The 13,739-nt window shown below is 41.5% G+C and carries 13 protein-coding genes; 8 read left to right on the top strand and 5 right to left on the bottom strand.

Translation table 11 applies throughout. The annotated features are described in order from the left end of the window. Positions 1 to 42: 42 nt before the first annotated feature. Complete coding sequence (locus tag G457_RS0104300; RefSeq protein ID WP_026945363.1) at positions 43 to 522, top strand: Mpo1 family 2-hydroxy fatty acid dioxygenase; 480 nt, start codon at positions 43 to 45, stop codon at positions 520 to 522. Here the strand turns inward: G457_RS0104300 and G457_RS0104295 are convergent. Beyond that, positions 516 to 2,792 carry a patatin-like phospholipase family protein gene (locus G457_RS0104295; protein ID WP_026945362.1) on the bottom strand — a complete coding sequence of 759 codons (2,277 nt, stop codon included), beginning with the start codon at positions 2,790 to 2,792 and terminating at the stop codon, positions 516 to 518. The two genes, G457_RS0104300 and G457_RS0104295, sit on opposite strands and share 7 nt — an antisense overlap. 297 nt (positions 2,793 to 3,089) lie before the next feature. On the opposite strand from G457_RS0104295, the gene G457_RS0104290 reads away from it, so the two are divergent. Further along, the gene (locus G457_RS0104290) at positions 3,090 to 3,581 is read left to right on the top strand and encodes a DUF4494 domain-containing protein (protein ID WP_026945361.1); all 492 of its coding nucleotides are present in this window, start codon (positions 3,090 to 3,092) and stop codon (positions 3,579 to 3,581) included. Between the two features lie 10 nt (positions 3,582 to 3,591). On the opposite strand, the gene G457_RS0104285 is transcribed toward G457_RS0104290, so the two are convergent. After that, positions 3,592 to 4,200, bottom strand: a complete 609-nt coding sequence (locus G457_RS0104285) for an HD domain-containing protein (RefSeq protein WP_026945360.1) — start codon at positions 4,198 to 4,200, stop codon at positions 3,592 to 3,594. 100 nt (positions 4,201 to 4,300) lie between these two features. On the opposite strand from G457_RS0104285, the gene G457_RS0104280 reads away from it, so the two are divergent. Next, the gene (locus G457_RS0104280; RefSeq protein ID WP_162142687.1) at positions 4,301 to 5,335 is read left to right on the top strand and encodes a PAS domain-containing protein; all 1,035 of its coding nucleotides are present in this window, start codon (positions 4,301 to 4,303) and stop codon (positions 5,333 to 5,335) included. 60 nt (positions 5,336 to 5,395) lie between these two features. On the opposite strand, the gene G457_RS0104275 is transcribed toward G457_RS0104280, so the two are convergent. Next, a complete protein-coding gene (locus tag G457_RS0104275) occupies positions 5,396 to 6,268 on the bottom strand; it encodes an SDR family oxidoreductase (protein WP_026945358.1) in 873 nt (290 codons plus the stop codon). Between the two features lie 161 nt (positions 6,269 to 6,429). Between G457_RS0104275 and G457_RS0104265 the strand changes: the two genes are divergently transcribed. Next, positions 6,430 to 7,227, top strand: coding sequence for a hypothetical protein (locus tag G457_RS0104265; RefSeq protein ID WP_026945357.1), 798 nt, complete (start codon positions 6,430 to 6,432; stop codon positions 7,225 to 7,227). Positions 7,228 to 7,275: 48 nt separating this feature from the next. Here G457_RS0104265 and ahcY read toward each other — a convergent pair whose 3' ends face one another. Then, positions 7,276 to 8,595 (bottom strand): adenosylhomocysteinase, encoded by a 1,320-nt coding sequence (gene ahcY, locus G457_RS0104260; RefSeq protein ID WP_024284973.1) that lies wholly within the window; start codon positions 8,593 to 8,595, stop codon positions 7,276 to 7,278. Positions 8,596 to 8,660: 65 nt separating this feature from the next. After that, positions 8,661 to 9,437 (bottom strand): biotin--[acetyl-CoA-carboxylase] ligase, encoded by a 777-nt coding sequence (locus tag G457_RS0104255; RefSeq protein WP_026945356.1) that lies wholly within the window; start codon positions 9,435 to 9,437, stop codon positions 8,661 to 8,663. Between the two features lie 64 nt (positions 9,438 to 9,501). Between G457_RS0104255 and rsfS the strand changes: the two genes are divergently transcribed. The 4 genes from rsfS to G457_RS0104235 all read left to right on the top strand — a co-directional run bounded on the left by rsfS (position 9,502) and on the right by G457_RS0104235 (position 13,700). Beyond that, complete coding sequence (gene rsfS, locus G457_RS0104250) at positions 9,502 to 9,852, top strand: ribosome silencing factor (protein ID WP_026945355.1); 351 nt, start codon at positions 9,502 to 9,504, stop codon at positions 9,850 to 9,852. Between the two features lie 67 nt (positions 9,853 to 9,919). After that, positions 9,920 to 12,016 (top strand): ATP-dependent zinc metalloprotease FtsH, encoded by a 2,097-nt coding sequence (gene ftsH / locus G457_RS0104245; protein ID WP_026945354.1) that lies wholly within the window; start codon positions 9,920 to 9,922, stop codon positions 12,014 to 12,016. Positions 12,017 to 12,096: 80 nt separating this feature from the next. Beyond that, the gene (locus G457_RS0104240; protein WP_035483123.1) at positions 12,097 to 12,873 is read left to right on the top strand and encodes a UDP-2,3-diacylglucosamine diphosphatase; all 777 of its coding nucleotides are present in this window, start codon (positions 12,097 to 12,099) and stop codon (positions 12,871 to 12,873) included. Next, positions 12,870 to 13,700 carry a hypothetical protein gene (locus G457_RS0104235; protein ID WP_026945352.1) on the top strand — a complete coding sequence of 277 codons (831 nt, stop codon included), beginning with the start codon at positions 12,870 to 12,872 and terminating at the stop codon, positions 13,698 to 13,700. The genes G457_RS0104240 and G457_RS0104235 overlap by 4 nt, the downstream gene beginning before the upstream one ends. The last annotated feature ends 39 nt before the right edge of the window (positions 13,701 to 13,739 follow it).

Below are 13,739 nucleotides of genomic sequence, written 5' to 3'. Positions count from 1 at the left end.
TGATAATTTAATCTAAAGTTTGATATCAGCCCCAAAAAACCGATGCGAAAAATAGATGAACTCCTCCATGAATATGGCCTCAGTCACCAAAACCCCACCAATAAATTGATCCACTGGGTATGTGTGCCTGCTATTTTCTTTAGCATCGTCGGCTTGGTTTTCAGCATTCCTACAGGACCACTTCCAGAATACCTCGGCCTGTTGGGAGGCTTCGCAAATTGGGCGACCATCGCACTCTTTTTGGTTCTAGTGTATTACATCACGCTTTCGGCTCCTTTAGCCTTAGGCATGTTTCTGTTTTCTGCGATTTGTCTAGCCATAGCAAATTTCCTAAGCATTATTTTCCCGGGGAAACTTTGGCTAATCAGCTTGGGAATTTTTGTCATTTCATGGATCATCCAGTTTTATGGACACAAAATCGAGGGTAAAAAGCCATCTTTCCTGAAAGACGTACAATTCCTTTTGATCGGACCTGCTTGGTTGATGCATTTTATCTACAAGCGATTAGGATTGGCCTATTGAAGCTCCTTTTCTTCAGCTTTTTCTGCAAAAATGCCTTCTATTTTCTTCAATGAAGCTTGATTTTTCTCTGTTTGAATGCTCATCAGAATGGACTTTTTTTCCATTGCAGTCAATCTCCAATTCAAGGAAGCCCGCTTCATCGTCTCTTGGCTACCTGTCAGTTCCTCAGTTTGTACCAATTCCGGTGCATATTCAAATTCTACACGATCCATGGGAAAATTCATGGATTCTGACATATAATTGAAGAGCACTTCATTTTGAATGGTCTGCACATTATCCCAATTGGAGTAGATATTCTTCAAGGGATTGAAAATCTTTTCGGCGATTCTAGGGAGGGGGCTGGCAGGAATTTGCATGGATTTTTGAGAGTCTCGGATTGTGACCAAGACCACCCCGGAGGTATTTTGGCGAATCCAATCTTGAAACACATAAGTGAATCGAAGGGCATCCTGAATTCCAAAATTATCAGAAAGTCCCGTATCCATCGTCTTCATGGCAGGGTCAGAAGGCAATTGGATATTGGGAGTAATAAATGGGAAGGTTGCAGACATTCGAATAGCCGTCAAAAACCGTAGGTTTTCAGCATCTTGCTCATTGAAAAACCGAAGAAAATCAACGCTTTGCTTCTTTTCTTCAGCTCCAAACTGACCTTTGATCGAGGTCCCCATGTAAGACATCGAGTGAGGAGATATGATCAATTTCCTTCCGTCATTGGTAATTAAAGATGTCACGGGAAGCAAGGGGATTTTTCCTGAAAATTCTGGCTCTCGATAATCCTTAAGTTGCTTATCCATTACGCCAATCGTATTTGAATTCAATTGGCTTTCGAAAGCATAGCCTCTGTCCTTCAAATATCTTTGGCCATTGTAATGGAAGTATTGATTACGAATCAGTAGGTCGTTGACTAAAAGCGAAAAAATAATCGGGTTCAAATTATCTGCTGAAATCTGATCCAAATAGGCCGAATCAAGGGGATTGACAGCAGGATTATCCAGAGATTGTAAATAGATCTCCCGGAAAAAAGCTTCTCCCAAAACCCCTCCCGAAGCACCGGTAAATAGCTCTGTATGTTTTAGAATTTTCCCCTGATGCATGTCATACAAATGCTGTAGAACCACAAACGTCCATAATGCAGACCGTTGTCCTCCTCCACTAGCCGCTATCAGCACCAGTTTTGGTTTGGACTCTCCAGTTTTATTTTTCCAATTATCTAAAATCCGCATCGTATTATTGCGGTCTTTTGCCAAAGTGTCAGGATGCAGCAAGGAGTCCAATCGCTCCAAGGTATATTCGGCTGCAGGAACTTGATAATTCATCCCAAAAGCCTCATGCGGTCTATTTAGAAAAGAGAAATTCGAAAAATAGTTGAGGAGTAAAATCGCAGCAAACACTGTGACGGTGGCCCAGCCTCTCAACCAAAAACTCACCGCCCCAACCAACATCACCAAAATCGCAAAAAGCAATAATACACTCATCCCGGCTGGAAGCTGCATAATCGGCTGCTCTCTCAACAAACCTAAGCCGATCACCAAACCAATCAGCAGAACCTGAATCAGAAATAAATTCAGATGATTTTGGTCAAATACCTTCAGCAACTTGGCAGCTTGAAAACGGGAAATATCTGGCCTGACTGGCTCAAATCGCAAGGCAAGATTAAGATAACTCCTAACTGACTGAGGCTTATTCTTGATATCCTTGTAGCGACTGATGACATTTTTTCGAGTAAACTTCACTTTCCTCAATCGGCGGTCCAGAGTCCCCGCAAAGAGTACAAAAAAGTCTTTGTTGGTAAAGGCAAAATAGCCAAAGATCAGCCCATAGCTAAGAATGCTACCTATAGAAAATCCTCCAAATAGGATAAATACCTCCCATTCAGAATTTAAATCATTTTGAAGCTGAAATGAAACAAAACGAAGACAATAAGCAAGGTAAAAAAGGAGTGGTATGATCGAATTATTGATACAGAAGTGAATGAAGGGCTTTTTCAAAACAGCTAAAAAGGAAAACTGTCGACCATCCATGATGTAAGTAGTCATATGAAAGGCCATCGTAAATACCGAAAAACCAACCCCCATCAGAAAAAAACTCAACCAGGAGACTTCGTGCAGATACTCAGGATCCAAGAAAAGAAAGGGTATTCCTAAGGTGACACCGAAACCTTCAAAAATGATCAGAAACAGTAATGCCCACACCAGAACTAGTGCTAGATTCTTTCGGATGTGAAGCAGGAAAAGCTGTACAGGAAAGCTAAACCATATATTTCGGACCATAGTGTTGGATATTCATGTGTTTACAATTTGATTTTCAAAGGCCACATGGAATCTCGCATAAATTCTCCGATCCATCGGGGCATCCCTCTGTTTGATGAGTACGTTATACCTGCCTGCGGAAGGTAGGCTCGATTTCATGAAAAGTTAAAATTTTTCAACCAATGAAAAAATTTAACTCCGAAAGTACTGAGCATCAAAAACTTGAAAAAAGCCTTTTCATATAATCTAGATTTGACCAACTGATCTCATGGACTATTTAATGATATGCTGTACTTTCACAGTCTAAATGAGAATAAGATGAGAACGTGGTTTTTGTGTAAAGTAAAATACGCCAAAGAAAATGAGCAAGGCCTTCTCAAAAGCATCTCCGAGCAATATTTGGTAGATGCGGTATCCTTCACGGAGGCTGAAGCAATTTTATATGATAGACTAGGATCCCAGATTCGGGGAGACTTTCAGGTCACAGGTATCAGCAAAAGCAATATCGTAGATGTATTTTTCTATGAGGATGCGGATATCTGGCACAAATGTAAAATCACTTACCTAGTAGCAGATGGGGATAGTGGAAAGGAAAAAAAGGTAACCCAATACATGATAGTTACCGCTGAGGATGTCAAACAAGCCTACGAAAGGATTCAAGAAAGTTTGAGCAATATGCTAGTGAGCTTTCGGGTGCCAGACATCACCGAAAGCCCTATCGTGGAAGTATTCAACTATGATTCCGAATTGGAGTCCGAGCCACTTCAAGAAGGGAATTTCAGACCAGTTAATCAAGAAGAGGAGGATTAATTCTCCTCTTCTAGTTTAAGGCATCGGGTTGATTATCAATCACAAACTGTATCAGCTCCTCCACACTCATGCCAGCTCGATCTGAGCCATCTCTGATGTCTTCTCGGCTCACTTGAGCGGCAAATGTCTTATCCTTCAATCGCTTTTTCACCCCTTTGATTTCCATACCCTCATAGCCTGTGGGGCGCATGAGCGAATAGGCATGAACAAACCCACTGAGCTCATCAAAAGCATAGAGCATCTTGTCCATTTCACTTTTTGGCTCTACCCCAAAATACCTGGGTCCATGAGAGGCGATTGCGCGGATAATCTCCGGATCAACCTGACGTGACTCAAGTTCTTCGATTATTTTCTTGCAATGTAAATCAGGCCACTGATCCCAATCAGCATCATGAAGAAGTCCCGCCAAAAACCAGCGATATTGAGTTGATTCATCATACCCTTTTTCCTTGGCATAAGACTTCATAAGATGAGCCACTTGCCGCATATGAACAATCAATTTTTCATTTTTAACCCAGCTATTCAATAATTCAAAGGCTTCACTCTTAGGGAGTACATTTCCAACATTTTCAGGGTTCCCAAACTCAGACCTTCCGAGGTTTAAATCAATATTTGACATTTCAAATAATTTTAAATGTATTTTGCAATATAATTTATGTTTTTTATCTACTTTTGCGTATGCTTTTAGTACAATGAAGAATTTGGACGGACTTAATCTCATGGCTCAACTAGCCATTGCCTCAGAATACTTGATGCAAGTCACTTTGGATCGAGAGGGAAAAGTCCTTTCCAGTGATTCGGGGATAGGTCCAGTTCCTTCACTTTTTGATCAATCGAAAAAACCAATGGTTTTCGCCGATTGCTTCCTGTCATCCGACTGGTTAAAATATGAAAATAATCGCATAAAAGCCTGGCAAAACCACCATCAATCATTTTTTGTAGAGCTCCAGAAAATAAACTATCCCGATCAAACTTTATTAAAGACAAAGTGGGAGTTCTTCTTTATTTCAGATGATTTTGGGACTTGCCTAGGGATCGGTCATCCTGTGGATAGCCAAAAACCCTACAATCTTGCATTGGGCGAATACATGGATGGAACAGACCGTCCTCATGAATTTTTGGATAGTCTTCTAGAAAATAAACTTCTTGGGTTTTGGGATTTCAATCCATTCGAACAATCCAATACCATCAGTTCAGGACTTGCTCAGACCCTTGGGTATTCGGAAGAAGAAATTGACCAGGTGGGAAAAATAGCTTGGGAGAAGCATATCCATCAAGATGACTTTTCCCAATTGCGATCAGACTTAATTCAGCATTTCAAATCAACCGGCAGTATCCCTTTTAAAAGGGAGTTTCGATTGATTTCCAAGCGTGAGCAAATCATTTGGGTTGTGGGATTTGGTAAAACAACTCAATGGGACAAAGCGGGAAAACCCAAACAGATTCAAGGAATCATCATTGATATCAGTGAGCGAAAAAAACAGGAAATCTGGTTGAAAGAACATCATTACTTTTTGAAAGACTTAGCTTTTCAGCAGTCTCACACCCTCCGAGCCAGAGTAGCAAATATTATCGGACTTATTGATATTCTAGAAATAGAACAACAATCGCTAGAATCACGCCGATTGGTCGAATTATTAAAGAAAGAAACTTCCATGCTAGATTCAGCTCTAAAAAAGAGCATCAAAGAATCTGTCAATCAACAAAAGGCTTTCAAAGAAGAGACAAGCGATGCTGACTCTTCTTTAGAATGAGACCTTAAAGATTTCTGATTTTCCATTTTGCTTTCAGATAGCCCCAAATCACCTTGGGGCTCATCCCTTTTTTCCGCGACTCGCTTCTAGCATATCCCACATTTCCTGAGGAATCATATCCAAATTGTTGAATTCCCCGGCTCCTTTTAGCCATTCTCCTCCATCAATAGTCATCACTTCGCCATTGACATAGCTCGAAAAATCCGAAACCAAATAGGCTGCAAGGTTTGCTAACTCCTGGTGCTCCCCTACTCTTCCAACAGGTACTTTTTTGGCAGGATCAAACTTTTTCACCAAGTCTCCTGGCAATAACCTACTCCAAGCTCCCTCAGTAGGGAATGGTCCAGGTGCGATGGCATTTGATCGGATTCCGTATTTGGCCCATTCCACAGCAAGGGATCTAGTCATTGCCAATACTCCAGCCTTTGCCGCTGCTGATGGAACCACATAGCCAGAACCTGTCCAAGCATATGTTGTAACTATATTCAAAAATGTCCCGGCCTGCTTTTTGGCGATCCAGTCCTTACCAGCGTTAAGTGTCACCTGTGAAGTTCCTTTGAGAACGATATCAAGAACTGTATTAAAGGCATTGGTGGAGAGTCGCTCTGTCGGGCTGATAAAATTACCTGCTGCATTATTCAAGACGACATGGATGGTTCCAAAAGCCTCGGTAGCATCTTTCCACATCTGCTCAACTTGCTCTATATCCCGCACATCGCAGGCAAGAGGCAGTACTTTCCCTCCTTTTTCTGCCATCATCTCTTCGGCTGTTTGTTTGAGCACATCTAGTTTTCGGGAAGTGATGATCAGGTTTGCACCCAATTCTAGAAAATAACTCCCCATTGATCTACCCAAGCCAGTTCCTCCGCCCGTGACCAAAATATTTTTACCTTTAAGTGCCCCTTCACGAAGCATTCCTTCATTGAAATTCATGTCGAAAATTTATGTTTTTGGGTTAGACTGTCTCTTGATTTATTTTTAGAAGGTTCTTTTAAAATACGATCCTCAGAAGATCGAAATCCAAAATAAAATCCAAACAAGATAGTCATCAGGCCCAATATTTGAAAACAATACAGAAAAGAGTATCGCTGAAAATGAAACGTATTTTAATTCTCCTTTTTCCTTTAGCAGCACTTGGCTTGTTTTCTTGTCAGGAGGATGCAGAACGGACTATCCGAACTGATTTGACCCAAGAAGCCAACCAATTTTTAACCATTTCGGAAGCATGGGGTGAAAGTCTCTTTTTTGCAATGATCAGCTTCAATTCTTATCAAAATATAGAAAGTGATACCCTGCCAGGATGCCCTGAAATATCCGTCAATAGCACGGAAGGCACCGTAATCCTCAATTTTAGCTCCGGCTGTGAAGAAGGCGAGTCTGTACGATCTGGAAAATTAATTCTGCAGTTCCCTGTCTCTGGTTCTATTCAGGCCACTTGGTCCTTAGCCTATGAGGGCTATAGTTATCGGGATTGGGAAATTGAGGGTAAAAGGTCATTTACTTTTACCTCCCTTCGAAATATCCGTGAGGAATTTGACGGGCTATCAATTACCACTTCAAATGAATTGAACTCTACGCTTTCGGGCAGCTTCAATCACCAACAGCTACTGAATGGTTTTTCCTTGTCAGAAATAGTTTCCAGAGGAAGTATGCAAGGACTTAATCCTGCCGGACGAAGCATAAAAATGAGCTTGCAAGCTGACCGTATTGCTAATTTCACATGCTTTTTAAGCGGTAATAGCAGATTGGCAGATTCTGCTGCAGAGCTTTGGGAGGTAACGAGAGGAAACGAAAATCTCAGGCACTCATTGACATATACACCTTTGGATTCCTGCCAGACGCAGGTTGATGTTCTCCTCCCAGATGGCAGAACACTACAATTAAGGCCATAAAAAAACCCGAAGGCTGAGGCTTTCGGGTTTCAAAAATTAGATCGTTGATTAATATCTGTAGTACTCTGGCTTGAATGGCCCTTGTACCTCGACACCGATATATTCTGCTTGATCTTTTGATAAAGTATCTAGCTCTACTCCTAACTTTGAAAGGTGCAGGGCTGCAACTTTTTCATCAAGATGCTTTGGAAGAACGTAAACACCTGGCTGATATTCGTCAGTCTTAGTCCACAACTCAAGCTGTGCCAAAGTTTGATTGGTGAATGAGTTAGACATTACAAATGAAGGGTGGCCTGTTGCGCATCCCAAGTTTACCAAACGACCTTCTGCAAGAATGATCAAGTCATTTCCATCGAGGTTGTAAAGATCTACCTGTGGCTTGATGACAGACTTAGTATGTCCATAGTTTTTATTCAACCAGGCCATATCAATTTCATTGTCAAAGTGGCCGATGTTACACACGATCGTTTTGTCACGCATTGCTTTAAAATGCTCTCCAGTGATGATATCCTTATTACCGGTAGCAGTAACTACGATATCAGCTTCTTTCACTGCATCTACCATCTTCTTTACAGCAAAACCATCCATAGCAGCCTGCAAAGCACAAATTGGATCGATTTCGGTAACAATTACCCTTGCTCCAGCTCCACGAAGAGAAGCTGCGGATCCTTTTCCTACATCACCATATCCTGCTACAACGGCTACTTTTCCAGCCATCATCACATCAGTAGCACGACGAATAGCATCTACCAAAGACTCTTTACATCCGTACTTATTGTCAAATTTAGACTTGGTTACCGAGTCGTTCACATTGATCGCAGGAAGTGGCAAGGTGCCATTTTTCATACGCTCATAAAGTCTGTGAACACCAGTAGTAGTTTCTTCAGATAATCCTTTGATTCCAGCCACTAGTTCAGGATAGTTATCCAAAACCATGTTAGTCAGGTCGCCACCATCATCCAAAATCATATTCAATGGCTGTTTCTCTTCTCCGAAAAACAAAGTCTGCTCGATACACCAGTCAAACTCCTCAGCAGTCATACCTTTCCAAGCATAAACCTGAATTCCGGCAGCAGCGATCGCTGCAGCAGCATGATCTTGCGTAGAAAAAATGTTACAAGAAGACCAAGTGACTTCTGCCCCAAGCTCAACGAGGGTTTCGATCAATACAGCAGTTTGGATAGTCATGTGAAGACATCCAGCGATTCTTGCCCCTTTCAAAGGCTTGGAAGCACCATACTCTTCACGAAGCGCCATCAATCCTGGCATCTCTGACTCTGCAAGTTTGATTTCTTTACGTCCCCAATCAGCAAGAGAAATGTCTTTTACTTTGTATTGGATAAATTTTTCAGATTGAATCTCTGACATAGTTATAAATGATTATAGTTTGATTTGCTAAAACTTTTGCAAAGGTACCGCATAAATCCCGCAATCTAAAATGGCTTTGAATAGTCTGGAAAGCGAATAGTCTGAAAATCAAAAGACTTCGTGATTCCTCCTTGCAATTCCATCTCAAGTTTACCATCTGCTTGCACTGCAATGATTTTCCCCTCAAAGGGACCACTTTCACCTTCAAAGTTTGCCCACTCCTGATAGAGAAATAAATTGGAAAGGTATTCTGTTTGAATTTGAGCGAATTTTCTTTTGCGAAGAAACAAATAATACTGCTCAAGCTGAGTCACAAGCAGACGCAGAAGTTCTTGCAGCGAATAATCTAAACTTGTCAGCTTTTTCAGTGAGACCGCTTTTCCTGAGCCAAAATCGGTCTGATTGATATTCAAGCCTATGCCTACTACTGCCACTTCCCAACCTGACTTACCTATACTATTTTCAATTAGGACTCCACCTATTTTTCCACTTTGAGCGATAATCAAATCATTTGGCCATTTGATTTGAATCAAGGGAAAATAATCGGCAAGAACCTTTCGAATTGCGCAGCTTACCGCCATATTGAGATAAAATTGCTCGGACGCATCCAAAAACGTCGGCTTTAACACCAGAGAAAACGTCAGGTTTTTTCCTGGTTCAGACTCCCAGTGATTACCGCGCTGCCCTTTACCTGCTTGCTGATGATTACAAATTACAAGCGTTCCCTCCTGGGCAGTCTGATTCCTGACTAATTGGAAGGCAATGTCATTGGTAGAGTGACACTCTGGCAGATATTGAATATCTTTTCCTAAAAAAAGCGTATTGGCAAGAATTTTATACATTTTAAAATGGTTTGTCTTCTTAGCAGGTAGTTTTATAGACCGAAGACAAAATTAAACGAATAATATGACAGCAGAAGCGTTAAGTCAAGTCATCGCAGATGCAATGGATGATAAAAAAGCCATAGACATCGTTGTGATGGATTTGAGAAATATTAAAAATACCGTAAGCGATTTTTTTGTTATTTGCTCTGCCAATTCTGACACCCAAGTGGAAGCAATTGCAGATTCAATTGAGGAGAAAGTATCAAAAGCAGGTGAAGCCTCACCTTATCGGGTAGAGGGCAAAAACAACAATCAATGGGTATTGATAGATTATGTGGATGTAGTAGCCCACATTTTTCTAAAAGATAAAAGAGAATTCTACGGATTAGAAGACCTTTGGGGAGACGCAGTTCTTTCTAAGGTTCATGATTGATAGGTAACAAACTTTACTATCCCTTTTCCGTTTTACCATAAGTTTATAGAAATACCAAAAAAATCTAATGAGCGAACCTAATAAGCAAAAGAAGTTTGTCCCCAAACCACCACAGAAGCCCAATTTCCAAATATGGCTAATTGTCGCGGCAGTGGTTGTTTTGATCGGACTGACTTGGATACAGCAGCGCGGCGCAACCGTAGACGTTACCCAGAAGCGGTTTGAAGATATGTACAATGGTGGTGACGTAGCCAAGGTCATGATTGTGAAAAACATGGACCGGGTAGATATCACCCTCAAGCCAGCAGCGCTGAATGACCCCAAGTATAAAAATGAATTGGAGTCTAACTCTTCATTTTTCAACCCAAATGGTCCTCACTACTCACTTCAAGTAGCATCTTCGGACAAGTTTGCAACTGACTTTGATGCCTTGGAAGAAAGTGTCCCATCGGAAGATAGAATTGGATATAGTGTAACCACAGAAGAAAATTGGACTTCCTGGTTTGGAAGCTTTGGCTTCTTATTGCTACTGTTTGTCTTCTTCTGGTTTATGATGAGAAGAATGGCAGGTCCTTCGGGGCCAGGTGGTCAAATCTTCAATGTAGGAAAATCAAGAGCCCAACTTTTTGACGCAGAAAATAAAGTCAAAATCACATTTGATAATGTGGCTGGTCTAGACGAGGCAAAAGAGGAAATTCAGGAGATCGTAGAATTCCTTAAAAACCCTTCAAAATTCACCAAATTAGGTGGTAAAATCCCAAAGGGTGCTCTTTTGGTAGGCCCTCCAGGAACTGGCAAGACCCTTCTTGCAAAAGCGGTGGCTGGGGAAGCCGGTGTCCCTTTCTTTACCCTTTCTGGTTCTGACTTCGTGGAAATGTTCGTCGGAGTCGGTGCCGCTCGAGTAAGAGACTTGTTCAAGCAAGCAAAAGAAAAAGCCCCTTGTATCATCTTCATAGACGAGATTGATGCGATAGGTCGATCTAGAGGAAAAGGCCAAATGCCTGGTTCCAATGACGAGCGTGAAAACACCTTGAACTCTTTGTTGGTGGAAATGGATGGCTTCGGTACAGACTCCGGTGTGATTGTCGTAGCTGCCACCAACCGACCTGATGTATTGGATAGCGCATTGCTTCGACCGGGTCGTTTTGATAGACAAATCTCAATTGACAAACCGGATATCGTAGGGCGTGAGGCCATTTTCAAAGTTCATTTGAAGCCAATCAAAAGCTCTACAGACGTGGATGCTAAAAAATTAGCAGCTCAAACTCCCGGTTTTGCAGGTGCTGAAATCGCCAACGTTTGTAATGAGGCTGCTTTGATCGCTGCCCGTAGAAACAAGGAATCGGTAGACATGCAGGACTTCCAAGATGCTATCGACAGAGTCATTGGCGGACTGGAGAAAAAGAATAAGATCATCTCTCCTGAGGAGAAAAAAATCGTAGCCTATCATGAAGCAGGTCACGCAGTGGCAGGTTGGTTTCTAGAGCATGCTGATCCATTGGTAAAAGTATCCATCGTACCACGAGGTGTAGCAGCACTTGGTTATGCGCAGTACTTGCCTAAAGAGCAGTTCCTGTATCAGACCGAACAGCTGATTGATGAGATGTGCATGACCTTGGGTGGACGTGCAGCAGAAGAGATTGTCTTTGGCAAGATATCCACAGGAGCACTCAGTGACTTGGAACGTATCACCAAAATGGCTTATTCCATCGTTTCTGTATATGGTATGAATGAGAAATTGGGAAATGTATCCTTCTACGATAGTAAGAGCGACGGATACAAAATGACCAAGCCTTATTCCGAAGCTACGGCTGAAATGATCGATCAGGAAGTTCATAAACTGATTGAATTTGCCTACCATAGAACGCTCGATTTGCTCAAAGAGCGAAGAGAAGAATTGGAGACTTTGGCCAAAGAATTACTCGAAAAAGAAATTCTTTTCCAGTCTGATTTGGAGAAACTAATCGGAAAGCGACCATTTGCCAAAGAAACTACCTATCAAGCCTATACTAACGGCAAGAATAAAGAAGAGGTAAAGATGGCAGAAGATGCTGAAATCAAAGCCAAATCTGAAGAGGTTTCCTCAGAAGCTGAGGACAAGAAAGAGGTTTCTGTTGCTGAGTCTGAGTCTGAACCAGAGACTGATGAAAAGGCGAAAAGCTAAACTTAAATCGCACATTTAATTTGAAAGTCCTGATATCTATCAGGACTTTTTATTTTTGCAGACTAACTCTATCTTTCGATATGACCGGGAAGCCACACAATTATCAACTGAATGGGAAAAAACTCTTTTTTGCATCTGATTTCCATTTAGGGGCTCCCACCAGTCAGGAGAGCAAACTCAGAGAACAAAAAATAATTCATTGGCTGGGAGAGATAGAGGAAGAAGCTGCCGCAATTTTACTGGTTGGAGATATTTTTGATTTTTGGTTTGAGTACAAGGAGGTAATTCCTAAAGGGTTTATTCCTTTTATCTCCAAGCTTCATCAGCTCAGAGAACGTAAAATCCCTATTCTCTTTTTTACTGGAAACCATGATCTCTGGATGAAGGATTATTTCACCCAAGAGCTAGGAATTCCGGTTTACCATCATCCTATTGAGCTATCAGTGAATGGAAAAAGTATTTTGGTAGGTCATGGGGATGGCTTGGGGCCGGGTGACAAGCAATACAAGGTGCTGAAGAAAGTCTTTACCAATCCTTTTGCCCAATGGCTTTTTCGATGGCTGCATCCCGATTTAGGTGTTCGCCTCGCTAAAGCCTGGTCTGGTCATAGCCGAATTTCAAACGTAGAAAAAAATGAAAATCACTTTTTAGGCGAAGATGAGTGGCTGTGGCAATACTGCAAAGAGATAGAAACCAGGAAGCATTACGACTATTATGTCTTTGGGCATAGACATTTGCCTTTAGAACTGAAAGTAGGGACGAATGCTACCTATTATAACCTGGGAGAATGGGTGAGTCAATACACCTATTTGGAATTTGATGGTTCGGAAGCAAAGCTAATGGAGTTTGAAAAATGAAAAAGCTGGCCCTCACTTTGATTTTTTTTACCCTTTGGGCAGTGGAAAGCATGAGTCAAGATTTGCTGGAGAACGCCTTGGCAGAGATCGAAATCAATGGTCTTGACCAAGTCTCCATGGATAACCAGGATCAGATATTCATCAGTAGTAGACAAGGAGACCTTTATCTCTACGACTCAAAAGGAAATCGACTGAACTACTTCTCACCTCCACGCCAAGGTCGCATCAATCAATTGGAAGCTGCTTGGACAGTGAATATTTTTACTTTTTCGGAAGATCTACAGGAATACCGAGTTCTCGATAGGTTCCTAAATCCAATAGCTGAGCATAATTTCTTTGACGCTTCTATCAACCTGGCCAAAGCTGCCACATTTGGTAACAATAATATCGTATGGGTGTGGGATGAGTCGGATTTGAGTTTAAAACGGATGGACTATTTACGCAATCTGGTATTAGATGCACAACCCCTACCCCTACTCACAGACTCCAAAAACCTGAATATTCTCGAAATGCGAGAATTCAAAAATCGATTGTTTGTATTGGCGCCTGAAGAAGGGGTTTTCGTATTTGATAATCAAGGTAATCTGATTCGCCAGATCAATCTAAAACAAATTCCAAATTTATGCCTATACAAAGACTATCTATTGTGGATTGAAAACAACTACTTGAACACCTATTGCCTTTCCACCAAGGCGATTTTCAAGCTTTTTGAAGTCAAAGATTCCAAAGCCTCCAAAGTAGTCGTCGGAAATACCAAGCTTCTTTTAGTAGAAGGAGACAAGGTAAAAATATATAACATGCCTACCCTCCTGAAAAACCTCAAGTAGAAACCATTAGGCATAAAAAAACCGGTCAAATTTTCTGAC

Source organism: Algoriphagus marincola DSM 16067 (assembly GCF_000429405.1).
Classification (GTDB): Bacteria; Bacteroidota; Bacteroidia; order Cytophagales; family Cyclobacteriaceae; genus Algoriphagus; species Algoriphagus marincola.
The sequence above is the reverse complement of the archived record's forward strand: the minus strand, read 5'-3'. Positions and strand labels throughout refer to the sequence as shown.